We start from the raw sequence: 18,573 nt of genomic DNA on the forward strand, positions 1-18,573 counted from the left end.
TTTTTTCTGACAACTGCCCACTGACCGCTGTCAACCTGGATCAGTCGTTGCCACCGCAGCTGAGGTCGCCGGGCTGGCACTCGCCGGAGTACTTGAGGTCTTCCAGCTTTTCCCGGTCGGCCTCGAATTCGGCGCGCATCTGCTCGGCCTTGGCCTTCAGGCGCTCCATGCGCGCTTCGTAGGCACCTTCCTTCTCTTCCACCACCTTGCCTTCGTTGAATAGGATCTGGAGCAGGAACTTGTGACTGAACTCGAGCAGTTTCTCGTCGTCGGCGACGATCTCGGCCATGGTCTCCACCGGCACGTCATAGGTGCGGTTGAAACTCTCGCTGACGACGAAGGCGCGAAAGCGGTCGAGGTCGTAGCTGGCCATGAAGAACAGCTGGTTGGAGATCGCCGGCGGCTTGCCAACGCCGGGACCGGCCGACTTGCGCTTGAGCACTAGTTGACGCCAGCCACGGCCCTTTTCATCGTAGTCGGCGACGCCTTGTTCGGCGCGGTACTGGTCGATGGTGAGCTTGCGGTCTTCCTGGTGGCCCAGACAGGTCTTTTCCGTGACCAGGGCATAGGCCTGGCGGTCGGTGTATTCATCGGCGCGGCGGATGGAGAGCAGAGCGACCGGGTAGTAGCGGCAGGCGGTCGGCCGGTCCTGGTAGACGCTGCAGCCTTCCTCGACCATGAATTGGCAGGCGCTGCCACCTTCCACGGGGCGCAGCTTGATGCCGGGCATGCCGTCCTTGTCGATCTCGTAGGGCATGGTGTATTGCTTGAGGAACTCGCCGGAGGAAATGTTTAGGTGGTTCTTCAGGCGCAGGACATCGTAGGGGGTGAGGGTGATGTCGATATTGCTGCAGCAGACGTTCCAGCACTTCACGCCGCGGTGGCAGCGGAATTGAATCTCGGCGTCACCCTCCAGCATGTTGGGCATGACCGGGCTTTGCTCGAAGGGGGCGTCTTCGGCCAGGTTCTTGAATTGGGCATCGTAGTCTTGCATGGGGGGTACCTCTAGGCTTGCTGAACGGCTCCTGCCTTCGAACACGAAGGCGGAAAGACACTCATGTTACTGGATTGGCGCGTTTCCGTCTTGGTGCTTAACCGTACCGGGCTTGGGTTTATTGCCGTGGCAAAAAAACCGGGCGCCTTGTGGGCGCCCGGTTTTACTGGTGCTGTGCCTGCGGCTTAGTGGGCGGCGGGCTTGAACAGCTTGGACTTGTCCACCAGGTCGACGTGCTTGCGCTTGAAGCAGGTCCACTTCTTGGTGTTCTTGTCGTAGATCGAGTTCACGAAGCAGTGCCAGTTCTCCTCGTCGACGAAGTTCTTGTCGGCGCGGTAGTAGAAGCCGGGGTAACGGCTCTCCTGGCGGAACAGGATGTGCTGCAGGTGAGCTTCCGCGGTCAGGATGCGGTGGTAGTTCTCCCAGGCACGCAGCAGCTCGTGCAGGTCCTTGGCACGCATCTTCTGGGCGTCTTCCTTCAGCATGTCCAGTTTCTCCTGCGCCACGTTGAGCATGTGCTCGTTGGTGGTGTAGTAGGTGGCCACGCCGGCTACGTACTCGTCCATGATCTTCTGCAGGCGGAACTGCAGCATCTTGGGCGTGATGTAGTTGGGGTTGACGTCGATGGCGGTGGTGTAGTCCTTGAACTCGAGGTAGTTGCGAACCGGCTTGTAGATCAGCTCGGCGATCTGGTCCGGGGTCTCGGCGAACTCAACCTTCAGGTCCTTGTTGTCCAGGCAGTACTTCACCATGGCCTTGGCAGCCAGGCGGCCCTCGGTGTGGGAACCGGAGGAGAACTTGTGACCGGAGGCGCCCACGCCGTCACCGGCGGTGAACAGACCCTTGACGGTGGTCATGGAGCGGTAGCCCCAGTTCCAGCCGGAAGGCAGGTGGGCCGGCACGCCGTCGTACTCTTCCTTGGTCGGGGCGCCGACGTCCTCGGGACCGGACACCCAGATGCCGCAGCAACCGGAGTGCGAACCGAGCAGGTAGGGCTCGGTCGGCATCAGCTCGGAGTTCTTCTTCTCCGGCTCGATGTTCTCGCCAACCCAGATGCCGCATTGGCCGACGCACATGTCGAGGAAGTCTTCCCAGGCCTCGGCTTCCAGGTGCTTGACCTCGCGCGGCGACAGGGTCTCGCGCATCTTGGCCAGGGCGGTCACGGTGTCCATGTAGATGGGGCCGCGGCCTTCCTTCATCTCCTTGAGCATCAGGTGGTTGCGCAGGCAGGAAGCGGGAACGGCAGCCTGACCGTACGGGGGGTAGTCGTTCAGCAGTTCCTTGTTCTTCTGCATGTAGACTTCGCCGTTGGCGTTGACGGCCTGGGCCTTGAACAGCAGGAACCAGGCGCCGACCGGGCCGTAGCCGTCCTTGAAGCGGGCGGGCACGAAGCGGTTTTCCATCATGGTCAGCTCGGCGCCGGCCTCGGCGGCCATGGAATAGGTGGAGCCGGAGTTCCACACCGGGTACCAGGCGCGGCCGGTGCCTTCACCGACGGAGCGCGGACGGAAGATGTTCACGCAACCGCCGGCGGCCAGCAGGATGGCCTTGGCCTTGTAGATGTAGATCTTGTTCTCGCGGGTGGAGAAACCGGCGGCACCGGCGATGCGGTTCTTGTCGTTCTTGTCATTGATCAGGTGAACGATGAACACGCGCTCCTGGATGCGGTCCAGGCCCAGGGCCTTCTTGGCGGCCTCGGCCACGATCCACTTGTAGGACTCGCCGTTGATCATGATCTGCCACTTGCCGGAACGCACGGGCTTGCCGCCGTCCTTCAGCGGGGTCATGCCCTGGGAGCCGTCGTGACGCTCGCCGTTCTCGTCGGTCTTCCAAATGGGCAGGCCCCACTCTTCGAACAGGTGCACGGAGTCGTCGACGTTGCGGCCCAGGTCATAGGCCAGGTCGTCACGGGTGATGCCCATCAGGTCGTTGGAGACCATGCGGGCGTAGTCGGCCGGATCCTGCTCCGGGCCGATGTAGGTGTTGATGGCGGACAGGCCCTGAGCCACGGCACCGGAACGGTCCATGGCGGCCTTGTCGACCAGCTTGATCTTCAGATCGACGCCAGCGGACTTCTTGGCAGCATCGGCCCAACGCATGATCTCGTAACCGGCACCGCAGCAAGCCATGCCGCCGCCGATCAGGAGGATGTCCACTTCTTCCTGGACAATCTCGGGATTTCCAAATTCACCAGCCATTTTTATTCCTTTCCAAATTACTTGCGGATCAGCTCAGCGGGGTTACCGGCACGATAGCCACCCATCACCGCGGAGGTGAAGGTGTTGGTCTTGCTGATATCGGCCATGTTGGCCTCGGGCTTGCCGCCATAAGGATCGATGGAACCCTCGGGGGTGGTCCGGATCGGGAACTTGAAGCGCTTCAGGGTGCCGTTACGGAACTTGATGGTCCACATGATGGAATCGGAACCACGCAGGGGCTGCACCTGACCGCCCAGGGGGACGATGTCGGCGTAGTGGCGGGCTTCGATGGCCTGCTGCGGACAGATCTTCACGCAGGAGTAGCACTCCCAGCACTGCTCGGGTTCCTGGTTGAAGGCACGCATGGCGTGGCCGGTCTCGGAACCATCCTTGTCCAGCTTCATCAGGTCGTGCGGGCAGATATACATGCAAGCGGTCTTGTCCTGACCCTTGCAGCCGTCGCACTTGTCGGTACGCACGTAGGTTGGCATTTAACTCTCCTTGTTAGCTAACAATCCGCATTTGGTATGCGGTCCATTCAGAAAACCGGACCCAACCTTGGCCGGGGCGTATCGCGAATCCGCTTCCGGCGGGAACGGCAGTTCTAAATTCTCACAATCAGTGGAGAGCCGAGAGTGATGAGTCGAGAGACTGTTATCTCCACTCGCGCCTCTCTGCTCTCAACTGGATTTACGCCGCCGAGTGGCCTTTCAACTCGATCTTCACGTTCTGCTCGGCAGTCAGGCTCTTGTAGTACTTCTGTAGCACCTTGGCTACTTCCGGACGGCTGAACTCGACTGGCAGGTCCTGGCCCTCGGACAGCATGGCGCGTACCTTGGTGCCGGACAACAGGATGCGGTCGTCCTTGGTGTGCGGGCAGGTGCGCTGCGAGGCCATGCCGCCACACTTCTTGCACCAGAAGGTCCAGTCGATGTTCATGTTCACGGTCTCAAGCGAGCCCTTGGGAATCTCGTCGAAGATCTTCTGGGCGTCGAAGGGGCCGTAGTAGTCGCCCACGCCGGCGTGGTCGCGCCCGACGATCAGGTGCGAGCAGCCGTAGTTCTGGCGGAACAGGGCGTGGAGCAGGGCCTCGCGCGGGCCGGCATAGCGCATGTCCAGCGGGTAGCCGGCCTGGATCACGGTGTTGGGGGCGAAGTAGTTGTCGATCAGGGTGGCGATCGCCTCGGAACGGACCTCGGCCGGGATGTCGCCCGGTTTCAGGGCGCCCAGTAGGGAGTGGACCAGCACGCCGTCCATGGTCTCGATGGCGATCTTGGCCAGATACTCGTGCGAGCGGTGCATGGGGTTGCGGGTCTGGAAGGCGGCCACGCGGCTCCAGCCCATGGACTCGAACTTGGCGCGGGTCTCGGCGGGGGTCATGAACTGCTCGCCGTACTTGGCCTTGAAGCCGCCGTCGGACAGGACCTTGACCGGGCCGGCCAGGTTGTACTTGCCCTGGGCCATGACCATCTTGACGCCGGGGTGCTCCAGGTCGGTGGTCTTGTACACCTGCATGCACTCGTGGGCCTTGTCGATGGTGTACTTCTCGGTGATCTTCATGGTGCCCATGATCTCGCCGGTGTCGCTGACCAGGGCGACCTCGTCGCCTTCCTGGACGCCCTCGTCGTCGGTGGACAGGGTCACGGGGATGGGCCAGAACAGGCCGTTGGCCATCTTGTAGCCGTCGCAGATACCCTGCCAGTCGAGCTTGGTCATGAAGCCGTCGAGCGGGGTGAAGCCGCCGATGCCCATCATGATCAGGTCGCCGGTCTCGCGCGAGGACATCTTCACCTGCTTGAGACCCTTGGCGCGAGCGAGCTCGTCTTTCAGGGCGGTGCCGGTCAGCAACAGGGGCTTGAGTTCGCCCCCACCATGGGGTTTGACGAGTCGGGACATCTTGAGGCTCCTAGAGATACTATGGGATTGACCTACAGGGATTGGAGCGCAGGGTAACACTTAGGGCAGTAGGGCTCTAATCCAAGATATTTATTAGGAAATAAACTTTTTAGATAAAACAGTCCGCTTTTGCAACCGCACGGAATGCCGCGCCAGACAAGGGATTCAAGAGTTTGACTAATTTCGACGGGTATAGGCCATACCATGCACTCAAGTAGGGTTATTGCCATTTGCAAATCCTGTTGTCGTCGGCCCAAAACTGCCGCAACGGCTGCCCTGAAATCACGATCGAAGAGGCATGTGCGATGAGGATGGTGATCGCCGCCGTACTGATGTTGGCGCTGCTCGCCGGCTGCAGCCAGCCGATCAAGCGCAAGGACGGCGCCAGCAGCGCCCGGACCTTCAGCCTGGGCAATCTGGCCAAGGCCGAGGCCGACATGCTGACCGAGATCAACCAGCGCGAGGTGCTCAAGAGCCTGCGCCTGCTGACTGAAAAGCTCTACCGGCGCAATCCCCAGGAATACCGCAAGGCCGGGCTCGACTCGGCTGAGGCCGCGACCCAGCAGTTGTTCGCGGAACTCGATCACTGGCCGGAATCGGTCCTGGCCCGCCTCGACTGGGAACGTAGCTTCCGTCAGAGTTTCGACGAGAGCTACGCTGGCGACCGCGTGCAGTCCTTCATGGCGGGTCTCTTGAGCATGGTGATGGCGGCCTACGAGCACAAGCGGGAATTCTATCTGGTCGACGAACTCGATGCCCAGAAGCTCTACAACAGCGCCCGTAATGTCGAGACCGCGGTGTGGAAGCTGTCGACTGCGCGCCAGGCCGGCGGCGCCCGGTTCCTGCTCAGCAACAGCATCGAAGGCGAGGTGCAGAACCTCAGCTTCGAGCGCGAGTTCGCCAAGATCATCGCCTTGCAGGACCTGCTGGCGCTCTATGTCGAGGACCGCAGTAACCGTTCGATCGCCCGGGTGGTGCAGGGGGCGGCTTCTTTCGTCTTCCTGCCGATCTGATGCCCGACTGGCGCGATCACGCGGGTTCGGTGGGGCGCGGGCCGACGAATTGCAACACGGCAGTGGGATAATGTTTCTGCGCTTCGACTTGGTCTGGTCGCGGGCCGCGCGACTGGGCCCGCTCCGCGCTGCAGGGGCGCTACCGCAGAATTCTGTTATTCGACGATTGAAGCAAGGAGTTTTGATATGGCGATGGACGTAATCGATTACGACATCTTCGGCGATGACATGCAGTATGTGGAGATCGAACTCGATCCGGGCGAGGCCGCGGTGGGTGAGGCCGGCATGATGATGTATATGCAGGACGGCATCGAGATGGAGACGGTGTTCGGCGACGGCTCCGCCGCGCAGGCCGGCCTTTTGGGCAAGCTGATGGGCGCCGGTAAGCGCTTGCTCACCGGCGAATCCCTGTTTACCACGATCTATGCGAACCAGGCGGCGACCAAGCGCCGGGTGGCCTTCGCCGCTCCATACCCGGGCAAGATCGTGCCGATGGATCTTCAGGCCCTGGGCGGCAGCCTGATCTGCCAGAAGGATTCCTTCCTTTGCGCGGCCAAGGGGGTCAGCCTGGGCATTGCCTTCCAGCAGCGCCTGGGTGCCGGCCTGTTCGGCGGCGAGGGTTTCATCCTGCAAAAGCTCGAAGGCGACGGACTGGCCTTCATTCATGCCGGCGGCACCCTGGCCGAGCGGGATCTGGCGCCCGGCGAGAGCATCCGGGTCGACACCGGCTGCGTTGCCGCCCTACAGCCCAGCGTCGATTTCGACATCCAGTACGTGGGCAAGATCAAGACCGCGCTGTTCGGCGGCGAGGGCCTGTTCTTCACCCGGCTGACCGGTCCGGGTAAGGTCTGGCTGCAAACGCTCCCGCTCTCCCGTCTGGCCAATCGAATCCTGGCTGCAGCGCCAGCGGCAGGTGGCCGACAGGTGGGCGAGGGCTCACTCTTGGGTGGGCTGGGGGGGCTGCTCGACGGCGACAACCGATGAATGCCCTGCGCGGCAGGCCAAGCGTCGCGGAACGACTGTTATGGGCACCCCGATGATCGGCCGAACCGGCAATGCCCGAAGGGGGCGGATATGGACTTGATCCTTTGGCGCCACGCCGATGCCGAGGACGGCCTGGTGGACATGAACCGAGCCTTGACCGACAAAGGGCGCAAGCAGGCCGAGAAGATGGGCTTTTGGCTGGCCCAGCGCCTGCCCAAGGATGCCCGTGTCCTGGTCAGCCCGGCCAAGCGGGCGCAACAGACCGCGGCCGGCCTGGCTCGTGCCTTCGAAACGGTGAAAAGCCTCGCGCCGGGAGCCGATCCGGCCCATCTGCTGGCGGCGGCCCATTGGCCCGATGCGTCGGGCACGGTGCTGCTGGTCGGGCACCAGCCTAGCCTGGGACGATTGGCGGGTCTGCTGTTGTGGGGGGAGGCGCGCGATTTCAGCCTGAAGAAGGGCGCCATCCTCTGGTTGAGCAACCGCACCCGTCAGGGCGAAGGCCAGGTCGTGCTGAAGGCGGCGTTGACGCCGGAGATGGTTTGACGCGGCTATCTAGCCGTCAATGCCGAGTTGCTCGACCCAGGCCAGGGATTGCAGGTGTGCCGTGTTGACTTGCTGTGGGCTGAGGATCAGGTTTTCCGCCTGCCTGGTTATCTGGGTGGCGTCGCCCATCTCGGAGGCCTCGACCAGGGCGAGGATCGGGCCATAGGGGCCCTTGCGGCCGAGCAGGGCTTCGGCCACCGGTTCAGGGATGATGACACGATCGAGGATGGTCTCCATCGGCGCTTCCATCATGGCATCGAGCAGGGAGAAGACCCCGGTGATGAATAGGTTGTCCTGTTCCTCTCGGCCCATGTGATAGCTGGCGAGCAGCTCGCAGAAGCGACCGCGGGATATCGCGGTCCGGGTCAGTGCCGGTGCCGTCGGGTTGGTGCTGGCCGTGGCCAGGAGCAGGCTGAGCCAGCGGTAAAGCGGCTGCAGGCCGAGGATCGACACGGCATGGCGGATCGACTGGACCTCGACATTGAGGCCGAAGCCGGCCGAGTTGATGTAGCGCAGGAGCTTGAAGGTCAAGGCAACATCTCGCTTGAACAACTCTTCGAGCTTGCGGATGTCCTCGCCGGCGCGGACCTTGTCCATGAGTTCCACCACCGTGGTCTGGGTCGGGTTCAGCGGCTTGGATGTGCTGGCCGTCGCCGGTTTGGTGAAGTAGTAGCCCTGGAAGTAATCGAAGCCTAGTTCCTTGCACAAGCGGAACAGTTCTGGGGTGTTGATGTTCTCGGCGATCAGCTTGGTGCTCGGGTTTTTCTTCAGCTTGCGCAGCAGGTCTTTCGACTCCGGCAGCAGCATGGCCTTGCCATCGGTCTTGATGTAGTTGGCCAAGGGCAGGATGGCTTCGAATTCTGCCTCTGCAACGAAATCCTTGAAGGCGAAGCGATAGCCCAGCTGTTTGAGCGACTGGATCCGGGCGACCAGTTCGGGTGAAAAGTGCATCGGCTCGAGGATTTCGTAGACGGTTTTCTCGGCCGGCAGCAGGGTGGCGACGTCGCCAAGCAGGCTGGCCCCGTCCATGTTGGTGAAGGCCAGTTTGGCCTTCAACGGCCACTCGGCGCCCAGGTCGCACAGCACGTCGTCGATCAGGGTGATGCCGACACTGGCGTCATCGCCGATGCCATTGGGGTCGACGAAGCGAAGTTCGTAGGCAACCAACTGGTGGCGGGCGTCAGCAATAGGCTGGCGTGCCAGGAAGGCATTTGTATCCATTTGTCGTTATTCTAGCCCGCTGGCGAATTGCTGTCAGTTGGCCTTGGTGAACAAGCTGCTTGGCGTGTCGCTCGGAACGGTGGTCAACAATTCTTCCATGTCCAGCACCAGGACAATGGAGCCATCGCCCGACAGCGTGGCCCCTGCGATGCCCTTGGGCTTGATGTCGGCCAGGGGCTTGATCACCACGTCATCCCGGCCGACGAAGCCGTCGACCGCCAGGATGAAGGTCATGTTGGCCGCCTGCATCAGCACGCCATAGGCGGGGGCGTGCTTCTGCTCCCAGCCGACCAGGGTCGCAAGCGCCCGAACCGGCAGGACCTCTTCGCGCACGATCATGGTGGCGCGGCCGGAGACCCGCTGGATCTCGTCCTGCTTCATCGGAATGATCTCGCGCACCATCGACAGCGGCACGGCAAAGGACTGTTCGTTGAGCCTGACCACCAGGACCGGCAGGATGGCCAGGGTCAAGGGCAGGGAGATGGTGAAGGTAGTGCCCTGGCCCGGCACCGAGACGACATCGATCTTGCCGTTGAGTTTGGTGATGTTGGTCTTTACCACATCCATGCCGACGCCGCGGCCGGAAACGCTGGATATCTGATCCTTGGTCGAGAAGCCAGGCAGGAAGATGAGTTGCAGGCTCTGGCGGTCGTCTAGGGTGTTGGCGGTATCGGCATCGATGATGCCCTTCTCGACCGCCTTGCCACGGATCACATCGGGCCGCATGCCCTTGCCGTCGTCGGAGATCTCGATGTAGATGTGGTCGCCCATCTGGCTGGCCGAGAGGGAGACGATGGCCTTGGACGACTTGCCGCTGGCTTGGCGTTCCTCCATCGACTCGATGCCGTGGTCGACCGCATTGCGCACCAGGTGGACCAGAGGGTCGTTCAGGTCCTCGATCATGGTCTTGTCCAACTCGGTCTCCTCGCCGGAGAGGACCAGTTCGACATCCTTGCCCAATTGGCGGGCCAGGTCGCGCGCCAGGCGGGGGTATTTCTGGAACAGCCGACCGATCGGCTGCATGCGGGTCTTCATCACCGCGTTCTGCAGGTCGGAGACTAACAGGTCGAGCTGGTTCACCGCCATGTCCAAAGTCTTCAGGGTTTCGCTGTCGGTCTTGCCGTGCAGGATTTGCGACTTGAGGTTGGAGATGCGGTTCTTGGTCAGGCCGATCTCGCCAGACAGGTTAAGCACCTGATCCAGCCGGACGGTGTCGACCCGGATGGTGGTCTCCTTCTGCAAGCTTTGTTGCGGCGCGCCGCCGCCACCGCCAGCCATCATCGGGGTTCGGCTGATCGTCTCTGCCGGGGCGGGCTGAGGCACTGGGGCGGCAGGAGCCGCGGTAGGGGCGGGGGGGGTGGCCGGGGCGGCTTGTTGCGGCACCGGCGCGCCGGTCAAGACGGCATGCAGCGCGTCCCAGTTGATGTCGTCGCCGGCGGCACTCGCTTCAGCTTGGGGTGCGGTTTCTGCTGGCGCCGCCGGCTCGGTGGCCGGGGCGGCGGCGTGATGGCTGCCGGCAGGGGTCAGGGCCTGGCCGGCCAGGGCGGCCTCCAGATTGGCGATGATGGCCGGGTCGGCGGCCTGCGGCTGGACGTGGCTGGACAGCTCGCTGAACATCTCGCGCACACTGCCGGTAGCGGCCATGATCACATCCATCAGTTCCGGAGAGAGGTGCAGTTCGTTGTTGCGCAACTTGTCGAACAGGTTCTCTGTGCGGTGGCAGAGGGAGACCAGGTTTTCGACGTTAAGAAAGCCGGCCCCACCTTTGATGGTGTGGAAACCGCGGAAAATGTCGTTGAGCAGGTTGATGTCATCCGGCCGCTTTTCCAGTTCGACCAGCTTGTTGTCGACTTGGGCAAGCAATTCCCCTGCCTCAAGCAGAAAGTCCTGCAACAATTCTTCCATGCCGGCGAAATCGCTCATGGTCGGCTCCTTGTTTCCTGTCCTGCCGTATCAGGCCAATACTTCCGGCCCGTTGCACTCAATTGCCCAAGCCGGTCAGGGCCTGGTCTCATTCCCGTCGAGCCTTGGCTAAAAGCCCAAACTCTCCAGTAATTCATCGACCTGCTCCTGGCTGGTTACCACATCCGACCGACCCGCTGCATTGATGATCGGGCCTTCGAGCAGTCCAGGGCGCACGCCCACCCGTTTGTCTTCCGGCGTGGTCTCGACCAGCAGGGCGATCAGCTGCTTTTCCAGGTTTTGTGCAGCTTCCAACACTTTCTTGATGACTTGTCCGGTCAAATCCTGGAAATCCTGCGCCATGATGATTTCCATCAGTTGGGCATTGCTGGCCTCGGTCTGCTGCGGGACCTGGTGCAGGTAGCTTTGAGTGTCCTTGACCAGGGCGCGGAACTCGTCGACGCCCAGTTGCTTGCTGAACAGGCGATCCCACTTGCTGGCCAGGTCGCGGGCGGTGTTGCCGAGCTTGTCTTGGATCGGTTGTACGGCTTCGGCGGCAGTCAGGGTGCGCTCGGCTGCCTGGGCGGTCATGGTGGCGATGTAGTTGAGGCGGTCGCGATTGTCCGGCAGGTCGGAGGCCGCCTTTTCGATCGCCTTGTCGACGCCCAGCTCGCGCAGCATGTCATGCAGGCTGCGGGTCATATGGCCGATCTGGGAGAAGACATGTTCGGTGCAGCTACCATCGCCACTCTCCTGGCTGGCGCCGTCCCGGGTGATCGCATGGGCGATGCTGTCGAGCAGGGCCTCGACCTCGGGCGGCTGATTGGTCACTGCCGCCACCGGTTGGGCCGTGGCCTCGCTGGCGATGCTGTCAAACAGGGCCTCGAGTTCGGGGTTGTCACCGCCAGCATTGCTGGCCGCCGGCGCGGGGGTCTTGGCTGGTGCTGCAGCAGGCTGGGCGATGCTGTCAAACAGGGCTTCCAGTTCAGGAGAGTCTTCGCTCATCCTTGGTCTCCTTATTCGGTCAGGCGGCAGTCGCAGGCATGCCGCCTGACTTCATGGCGAAAAATCGCCGATTGGGGGCGTGATCGATGCGGACGCGGACGCTTTCAGCCATCGCAGTCACATCCCGTATTTCTCGAAAATCTTGTTCATCTTTTCTTCCAGCACGGCGGCAGTGAAGGGCTTCACGATATAGCCGGAAGCGCCGCTTTGGGCGGCTTCGACGATGTTTTCCTTCTTCGCTTCTGCCGTGATCATCAGTACCGGGAGGTGCTTGAGTGCCTCGTCGGCACGAATTGCCTTGAGTAATTCGATGCCCGTCATGTTGGGCATGTTCCAGTCGCTGACCACGAACTGGAAGTTGCCGACGGTCTTGAGCTTCTGCAGGGCGACGGCACCATCCTCGGCCTCGTCGACGTTGGTGAAGCCCAGTTCCTTGAGCAGGTTGCGCACAATCCGGCGCATGGTCGAAAAGTCGTCCACCACCAGAAACTTTAGATTCTTGTCGGGCATGTCTTTCCTCAGCTGATTGGGCTACCCCGTATTCTACCTAGCGTTTGATGAATGCCATGAGGGTATCGGCCAGGACGGCCGGATCGAACTTGGCGACGTAGGCATCGACCCCGACCCGCTGGCCCATGGTGCGGTTGGCCTCGGAAGACAGGGAGGAGTGCATGATCACGGGGATGCCGGCAAAGCGGCTGTCAGACTTGATGTTCTTGGTCAGCACGTAGCCGTCCATTTCGGGCATTTCGGCGTCGACCAGGATCAGCTGAATCTGATCGCGCATGGGGCGCCCCTCGGAACCGGCGCGGTTGGCCATGTTTTGCAGCTTTTCCCAAGCCTCCAGGCCATCGTTGGCCTGGACATGGCGGGCGCCCAGCTTGTCCAGCACCATCATGATCTCCTTGCGGGCGACGGTGGAGTCGTCGGCAAAGAACACCGTGGTTTCCTGCGTAGAGTCGAGCTTTGGCAGGGTCGGCAGCGGCTTCTCGCCGAGCACTTCGGCCAGGATGCGCTCGACGTCGAGGATGGAAACCAGGCGGCCGTCGGCAAGTTCGGTGATTGCGGTGATCAGTCCTTCTTGGCCGGCGATCATGTTCTCCGGCGGTTTGACCTTGTCCCAATCGACCCGGATGATGCGGTCGACCTCATCGACCAGGAAACCCTGGGTGTGGCGGGAGAACTCGGTGACGATCATGGTCTGGCCGATGCCTTCCGGTGCATTCTCCAGCTTGATGAACCTGGCCAGGGAGATGACTGGAATGATGCTGCCGCGCAAGGAGATCACGCCTTCCACGCCATAGGGCATGTTCGGGGTCAGGGTGATCGGCGGGGTGGGCGATACCTCGCGGACCTTGAACACATTGATGCCGAAGATCTCGTGCGTACCCAGAGAGAAGAGCAGCAGCTCCATCTTGTTGGAGCCGGCCAGCTTGGTTCGGCCATCGACGGCGTCGATCAGCTTGGATTGTTCGAGTTCGTTCATGGCATAGACCTCACTTCAGCATCCGGCCAAGGACTTCAGCCAGGCGGTGCGGTTCGAATTTGGGGACGTACTCGTCGACGCCGACCGAGATGCCCAGGTTCTTGTTGGCCTCAGAGGACAGCGAGGAATGCATGATGACCGGGATGCCCTTGAACCGCGGGTCGGATTTGATGTTCTTGGTCAGCACGTAGCCGTCCATTTCGGGCATCTCGACATCGGTCAGCACCAGTTGGACATAATCGATTACCGGGCGGCCAGCCAGGTCGGCTTGGGCGGCGATCTTTTGCAGCTCCTCCCAGGCCTGTTTGCCATTGATGGCCGACAGGCCCTTGACCCCAATGGCTTCTAGGGTGCGTTCGATCTGGTTTCTGGCCACAGAGGAATCGTCGGCATAGAACACGGTCCGATCCGGCTTGTTGATCGGCGCCAGTGCCTGGAACAGGTGGCTGTCGTCGTAGTGGGTGGTGTCGGACAGGATCTTTTCCACGTCCAGCATCATCACCAGCCGGCCGTCGCGCAGTTCGCTGACGGCGGTGACCAGACCGCCCATCTGGGCGGTCAGCATGGCTGGCGGCACCCGCATCTCGGACCAGTCGATGCGCAGGATGGTGTCGACCTCGCCGACCAGGAAACCCTGGGTCTGGCCGTTGTATTCGGTGACGATCATGATCGCCGGCGGCGCATCGGTCATGACGCCGATGTATTTGGCCAGGTCGATGACCGGCACCAGGGCGCCGCGCAGGCTGACCATGCCTTCCACCGCGGAGGGCATTTCCGGCGCGCGCGTGATCTCGGGGATGCGCATGACCTCCCGGACCTTGAACACGTTGATGCCGAAGGTCTCCTTGCGCCCGGTGTTCTGATCGACGCCCAGCGTGAAGAGCAGGATTTCGAGTTTGTTCGCCCCGGCCAGCTTGGTCCGGGCGTCGATGCGTTTAAGCAGTTCTGACATCGTGTGTTCCTGTCTGCTTGATTGGTGCGTTAGTTATACGTCAACTTGAACCGGCTGACAGTATCTTTCAGCCGGCTCGATAGTTCGGTCATGCCTTGTGCTGCTTCGGCAGAGCTTTCCGCAGCGTTTCTGTTTTGTTTCGCCGTCGCCAGAATTTCATCGACCTGTTGGGCAATCGCCTGGCTGGCGGCATCCTGCTCCCGTCGGATATGGTCGATATTGTGGATGAGCGCGGTGGCATTTGTCACGACTTCGCTGATCTCGGCAATGGCCTTGCCGGCCTCCATTGCCATTTCCACACCATGGGCGACTTCCTGGCTGCCCTGCTCGATGGCCGAGACGGCCTTGCCGGTCTCGCTTTGGATGGTGGCGATGGTGGTCGAAATCTCGGCCGTGGCCTTGGTCGTCCGCTCGGCCAGCTTGCGCACCTCGTCGGCCACCACGGCGAAGCCACGGCCCTGCTCACCGGCCCGGGCCGCCTCGATCGCGGCATTGAGGGCGAGCAGGTTGGTCTGGTCGGCGATGTCCTTGATCACATTGACGATGCGGCCGATCTCCTCGGAGTACTCGCCCAGGGTCATCACCACTTCGGAAGAGCGGTTGACCGACTCGGAGATGGCCTGAATGCCCTGGGCCGCCTTGTTGACCACGTCCTCGCCGTGACGGGCGAGCTGGCTGGCTTGATCGGCGATGGACACCATGTTCTCGATGTTCTCGCCGACCCGGGCGACGGTCGCCGACAGGCTGTGGGCGGTCTCTGCCGCGTCGTTGGCAATAGCCTCTTGGCGGCTGGACGCGGCCAGGACGGCGCTGCTGTCCTCGGCGGTGCGGCCGGCGGCCTGGCTGACCTCCTCGGCCGATTGCCGGATGCCCCCGATCAAGTTGGAGAACTCGGTGCTCATGTGGTTGAAAGCGGTGGCCACCCGGGACAGTTCGTCCTTGCCGACCACATTGGCGGTTCCGGTCAGATCGCCCTTGGCCAGGCGACCGGCCGCCTGCTCCAGGCCGCTGGCGCAGCCGACGATGCTGCGGCGGATGGCCAGGGACAGGAGGATGGAGAGCACCAGGCCGGTGGCCATGGTGGCGACCGCCAGGGTGAGCAGGATCTTCGACAGCCGGCCGATCTGGTCGCGGGATCTTTGGGCGGCCTGGAGCTGGTAATTGATCAGGGCATCAGTGTCGTTGGAGGCGGCGGCAAAGGTCGGGTTGACCACCGATTTGTAGTGCTGGTCGGCACCAGGCCAGTTTTCCGCGCTATAGAGGTCGCGCAGCCGCATCAGGCCTTCCTGGCCGAACTTCATGCGGGATGCTGAATATTTCTCGAACAGGGCCTTCTCCTCGGCCGTCATCGCGCGCTGGCCATAGGCATTGAGGATCTCGGTGATGGTCCGGATTTCCTTGTCGATCTCGTCGAATTTCTCCTGGGCCAGGAAGGCATCGGCACCCAGTCGGGCCTCCAGGGCCAGGTTGCGGATGCGCATCTGCTTGTGCCGGACCAGCTGCATGTCGTTGATCGCGCTGACGTTCTTGTCGTAGATCTCGGAAATGGCCTGGGTCGCTTCGCGAATTCCCCAGATTCCGGCCAAACCGGTGGCGAGCATCATGACTGAAAGGAACAAGGTCAGACCGAGAAGGCGGGTGCCGATGGTGAAATGATTCAGTGCCCGTATCAGCTTCATTACCAGCGAATGAGGCATGTTTGCGGTCTCCATCCGGTATTTTATTGAGTATTGGACAATAGCCTAACAACAAAACCTTAGATCAGGCCAGTACTTAAGCAAACTCCGTCATCACTTTGTTATTATGTGTTAAACCTGCTTCTAAAGATTGCATGCCCGCTCCAACCGAGGAAACGCCATCAGAAGAGCTGAAAGAGGCCTTCGCCCTGTTCAGCGAGACCTCGGCCAAGCTGTCCGAGGCCTATGAGGAACTGCAAAGCCAGGTCGCCCGGTTGTCGGCGGAACTGGCCACAGCCAACGGCGAACTGGCCCGGCGCGAGCGACTTTCGGCCTTGGGCGAGATGGCGGCCAAGCTGGCCCACCAATTCCGCACCCCCCTGGCGGCGGCCTTGCTTTACGTCGGGCATCTGGCCCGGCCCGGCCTGGCCGATGCCGACCGCATCCGTTTTGCCGAAAAGACCCTGTCCCGTCTGCGGTACCTGGAGCGCCTGATCCAGGACATGCTCTCCTTCGTCAAAGGCCAGCAGGGTGAGCCGACCGCCATTTCGGTCCAGGGACTGGTTGAGGAACTGGAGCAGGTCATGGAGCCCCAGGCTACGGTGCAGGGTGTGAAGCTCGAGGTCGAGGTGCCTGGAGCACCCCTGCAGGTCTGGGCCGACCGGCCGGCCGTGCTCGGCGCCTTGATCAACCTGATGGAGAACGCCTTGCAGGCCAGCCCGGTGGGCGGCTTCGTTCGCCTCGGGGTCAGCAGTCATGGCAGCCCATTCGTCGCTTTTCGGGTCGAGGACCAAGGGCCGGGGGTGCCGGAATCGAACCGAGGGCGCCTGTTCGAGCCTTTCTTCACCACGCGGGGCGAGGGCAGCGGTCTCGGGCTGGCCATCGTCAAACAGACGGCGGATGCCTACGGTGGCTGGGTCGAAGTCGAATCCGAGCCGGGCCGGGGTAGCGCCTTCAGCCTGTTTCTACCCTTGCACAAGGAGGCCGGCGCGGCATGAGCGCAAGACAACCCAAGCTTTTGGTGGTCGAGGACGATGCCGCCCTGCTCGAGGCCCTGACCGATACCCTCAACCTTGCCGGCTATCAGGTGGATACGGCGGCCAACGCCGAAGCCGCCCTGGCCCTGCTGCGCCGGGAAACGCCGGGGCTGGTGCTGACCGACGTGCAGATGCCGGGCATGGACGGTCATGGCCTGCTCAAATCGATCAAGGCCGCCAGCCCCGGACTGCCGGTGGTTCTGATGACGGCCTATGGCCAGATCGAAAAGGCGGTCGAGGCCATGCGCGACGGCGCTGCCGATTACCTGCCCAAGCCGTTCGAGCCCGACCGCCTGCTGGCGGTGGTGGCCCGATACCTGCGCCCGGTCCAGGAGACCGGCGGCGAGGCCCTGATCGCCGAGGACCCGGCCAGCCGGGCCGTGCTCGATCTGGCCCGGCGGGTGGCCGCAACCGATGCCACCGTGCTGCTGACCGGCGAGTCGGGGGTGGGCAAAGAGGTCTATGCCCGCTTCCTGCACCGGCATTCCAACCGGGCCAAGGGGCCTTTCGTGGCGGTCAACTGCGCCGCCATCCCGGAAAACCTGCTGGAAGCGACCCTGTTCGGCTACGAGAAGGGGGCCTTTACCGGCGCCACCGGCAGCCAGCCGGGCAAATTCGAGCAGGCCCAGGGTGGCACCCTGCTGCTCGACGAGATCACCGAATTGCCCCTGCACCTGCAGGCCAAGCTCCTGCGGGTCCTGCAGGAACGAGAGGCCGAGCGCGTCGGCGGCCGCAGCCCGGTCCAACTCGACGTGCGGGTCATCGCCGCGAGCAACCGGGACTTGGAAGAGACGGTTCGCCTCGGCCGGTTCCGCGACGACCTGTATTACCGGCTCAACGTCTTCCCCCTGGAGATACCGCCCTTGCGCGAGCGGCCCAAGGACATCCTGCCCCTGGCCGAGCACTTCCTCGAGCGCTTCGCCGCCACCGTCGGCCGTAGCCGCATGCGCTTCAGTGCCGCAGCCAGGGCTGAATTGACCGGCTATGACTGGCCGGGCAACATCCGCGAGCTGGGCAACGTGGTCCAGCGGGCGATGATCCTGGCGCCGGCCGAGGAGATCGGGCCGGAGCATTTGATGCTGCCCCGTTCGATCCCCCGGCCGGCGGCGGCCGAGGTCGGCGGCAAGGCGATCAAGGATGTCGAGCGGGACATGATCCTGCAGACCTTGGAGCGCTGCGGCGGCTCGCGCAAGCAGGCGGCCGAGGAGCTGGGCATCAGCGAGCGGACCCTGCGCTACAAGCTGCAGCGCTACAGGGCCGAAACCGGCGAGGACATCTAACCTCTAAAACGCTGGATGAAGACGGGGATAGCCTCCTATAATGGCGCGTGATGGAGGTGGAGCCATGAACAATCCGGGCATCGAACAAATGGTAAGCCAGCTGCGGGCGGTCGCTGCCCAGGCGGGCCAGTCGCCGTCGACATCGGCGACCGAGGCCGGCGGCCAGGATTTCTCGGTATTGCTCAAGTCGGCCCTCGACCAGGTCAGCAACGCCCAGCAGGAGGCCAAGCAACTGACCCAGCAGTTCGAGCTGGGCGACCCCAACGTCAACCTGCAGGATGTCGTGCTCTCCCTGCAGAAGGCCAGCGTTTCTTTCCAGACCATGGTTCAGGTGCGCAACAAACTGGTTTCCGCCTACCAGGAAATCATGAATATGCAGGTCTGAT

General features: G+C 62.5%; 17 protein-coding genes. 6 read left to right on the plus strand and 11 right to left on the minus strand.

All coding sequences use genetic code 11. From position 1 onward, the window contains the following. Positions 1-40: 40 nt before the first annotated feature. The 4 genes from EL388_RS03315 to sat form a co-directional block, all read right to left on the minus strand. Entirely contained in the window at positions 41-994 is a 954-nt protein-coding gene (locus tag EL388_RS03315) for a YkgJ family cysteine cluster protein (RefSeq protein ID WP_126459557.1), read from the minus strand. 185 nt (positions 995-1,179) lie between these two features. Continuing rightward, on the minus strand, positions 1,180-3,192 hold the full coding sequence (aprA, locus tag EL388_RS03320) for an adenylyl-sulfate reductase subunit alpha (protein ID WP_126459559.1): 2,013 nt from the start codon (positions 3,190-3,192) through the stop codon (positions 1,180-1,182). 17 nt (positions 3,193-3,209) lie between these two features. Then, positions 3,210-3,683, minus strand: a complete 474-nt coding sequence (aprB, locus tag EL388_RS03325; RefSeq protein WP_126459562.1) for an adenylyl-sulfate reductase subunit beta — start codon at positions 3,681-3,683, stop codon at positions 3,210-3,212. A 199-nt stretch (positions 3,684-3,882) separates the two neighbouring features. Next, positions 3,883-5,088, minus strand: coding sequence for a sulfate adenylyltransferase (gene sat / locus EL388_RS03330; protein ID WP_126459565.1), 1,206 nt, complete (start codon positions 5,086-5,088; stop codon positions 3,883-3,885). 305 nt (positions 5,089-5,393) lie between these two features. On the opposite strand from sat, the gene EL388_RS03335 reads away from it, so the two are divergent. From EL388_RS03335 to sixA, 3 genes are all read left to right on the plus strand, one after another. Continuing rightward, positions 5,394-6,101 (plus strand): hypothetical protein, encoded by a 708-nt coding sequence (locus EL388_RS03335; RefSeq protein ID WP_126459568.1) that lies wholly within the window; start codon positions 5,394-5,396, stop codon positions 6,099-6,101. A gap of 186 nt (positions 6,102-6,287) precedes the next feature. Beyond that, positions 6,288-7,085 (plus strand): TIGR00266 family protein, encoded by a 798-nt coding sequence (locus tag EL388_RS03340; protein ID WP_126459570.1) that lies wholly within the window; start codon positions 6,288-6,290, stop codon positions 7,083-7,085. A gap of 90 nt (positions 7,086-7,175) precedes the next feature. Then, positions 7,176-7,628 carry a phosphohistidine phosphatase SixA gene (sixA, locus tag EL388_RS03345; RefSeq protein WP_126459573.1) on the plus strand — a complete coding sequence of 151 codons (453 nt, stop codon included), beginning with the start codon at positions 7,176-7,178 and terminating at the stop codon, positions 7,626-7,628. Positions 7,629-7,637: 9 nt separating this feature from the next. Here sixA and EL388_RS03350 read toward each other — a convergent pair whose 3' ends face one another. The 7 genes from EL388_RS03350 to EL388_RS03380 form a co-directional block, all read right to left on the minus strand. Next, entirely contained in the window at positions 7,638-8,849 is a 1,212-nt protein-coding gene (locus tag EL388_RS03350; RefSeq protein ID WP_126459576.1) for an EAL and HDOD domain-containing protein, read from the minus strand. Between the two features lie 33 nt (positions 8,850-8,882). Next, on the minus strand, positions 8,883-10,772 hold the full coding sequence (locus EL388_RS03355; RefSeq protein ID WP_126459579.1) for a chemotaxis protein CheA: 1,890 nt from the start codon (positions 10,770-10,772) through the stop codon (positions 8,883-8,885). 108 nt (positions 10,773-10,880) lie between these two features. Next, positions 10,881-11,756 carry a protein phosphatase CheZ gene (gene cheZ, locus EL388_RS03360; protein WP_126459582.1) on the minus strand — a complete coding sequence of 292 codons (876 nt, stop codon included), beginning with the start codon at positions 11,754-11,756 and terminating at the stop codon, positions 10,881-10,883. Positions 11,757-11,873: 117 nt separating this feature from the next. Then, positions 11,874-12,266: a chemotaxis response regulator CheY gene (cheY, locus tag EL388_RS03365; protein WP_126459585.1), complete on the minus strand. Its 393-nt coding sequence runs from the start codon at positions 12,264-12,266 to the stop codon at positions 11,874-11,876. Positions 12,267-12,303: 37 nt separating this feature from the next. After that, positions 12,304-13,242, minus strand: a complete 939-nt coding sequence (locus tag EL388_RS03370; protein WP_126459588.1) for a chemotaxis protein — start codon at positions 13,240-13,242, stop codon at positions 12,304-12,306. Positions 13,243-13,252: 10 nt separating this feature from the next. Then, entirely contained in the window at positions 13,253-14,194 is a 942-nt protein-coding gene (locus EL388_RS03375) for a chemotaxis protein (protein ID WP_126459591.1), read from the minus strand. 29 nt (positions 14,195-14,223) lie between these two features. Then, positions 14,224-15,891 (minus strand): methyl-accepting chemotaxis protein, encoded by a 1,668-nt coding sequence (locus EL388_RS03380; RefSeq protein WP_165919075.1) that lies wholly within the window; start codon positions 15,889-15,891, stop codon positions 14,224-14,226. Between the two features lie 134 nt (positions 15,892-16,025). On the opposite strand from EL388_RS03380, the gene EL388_RS03385 reads away from it, so the two are divergent. The 3 genes from EL388_RS03385 to fliE all read left to right on the plus strand — a co-directional run bounded on the left by EL388_RS03385 (position 16,026) and on the right by fliE (position 18,572). Then, the gene (locus EL388_RS03385; protein ID WP_126459598.1) at positions 16,026-16,868 is read left to right on the plus strand and encodes a sensor histidine kinase; all 843 of its coding nucleotides are present in this window, start codon (positions 16,026-16,028) and stop codon (positions 16,866-16,868) included. After that, entirely contained in the window at positions 16,865-18,187 is a 1,323-nt protein-coding gene (locus EL388_RS03390; protein ID WP_126459601.1) for a sigma-54-dependent transcriptional regulator, read from the plus strand. Before EL388_RS03385 ends, EL388_RS03390 begins: the two co-directional genes overlap by 4 nt. A 64-nt stretch (positions 18,188-18,251) precedes the next feature. After that, the gene (gene fliE / locus EL388_RS03395) at positions 18,252-18,572 is read left to right on the plus strand and encodes a flagellar hook-basal body complex protein FliE (RefSeq protein WP_126459604.1); all 321 of its coding nucleotides are present in this window, start codon (positions 18,252-18,254) and stop codon (positions 18,570-18,572) included. The last annotated feature ends 1 nt before the right edge of the window (position 18,573 follow it).

It is taken from the genome of Sulfuritortus calidifontis, from assembly GCF_003967275.1.
GTDB lineage: Bacteria > Pseudomonadota > Gammaproteobacteria > Burkholderiales > Thiobacillaceae > Sulfuritortus > Sulfuritortus calidifontis.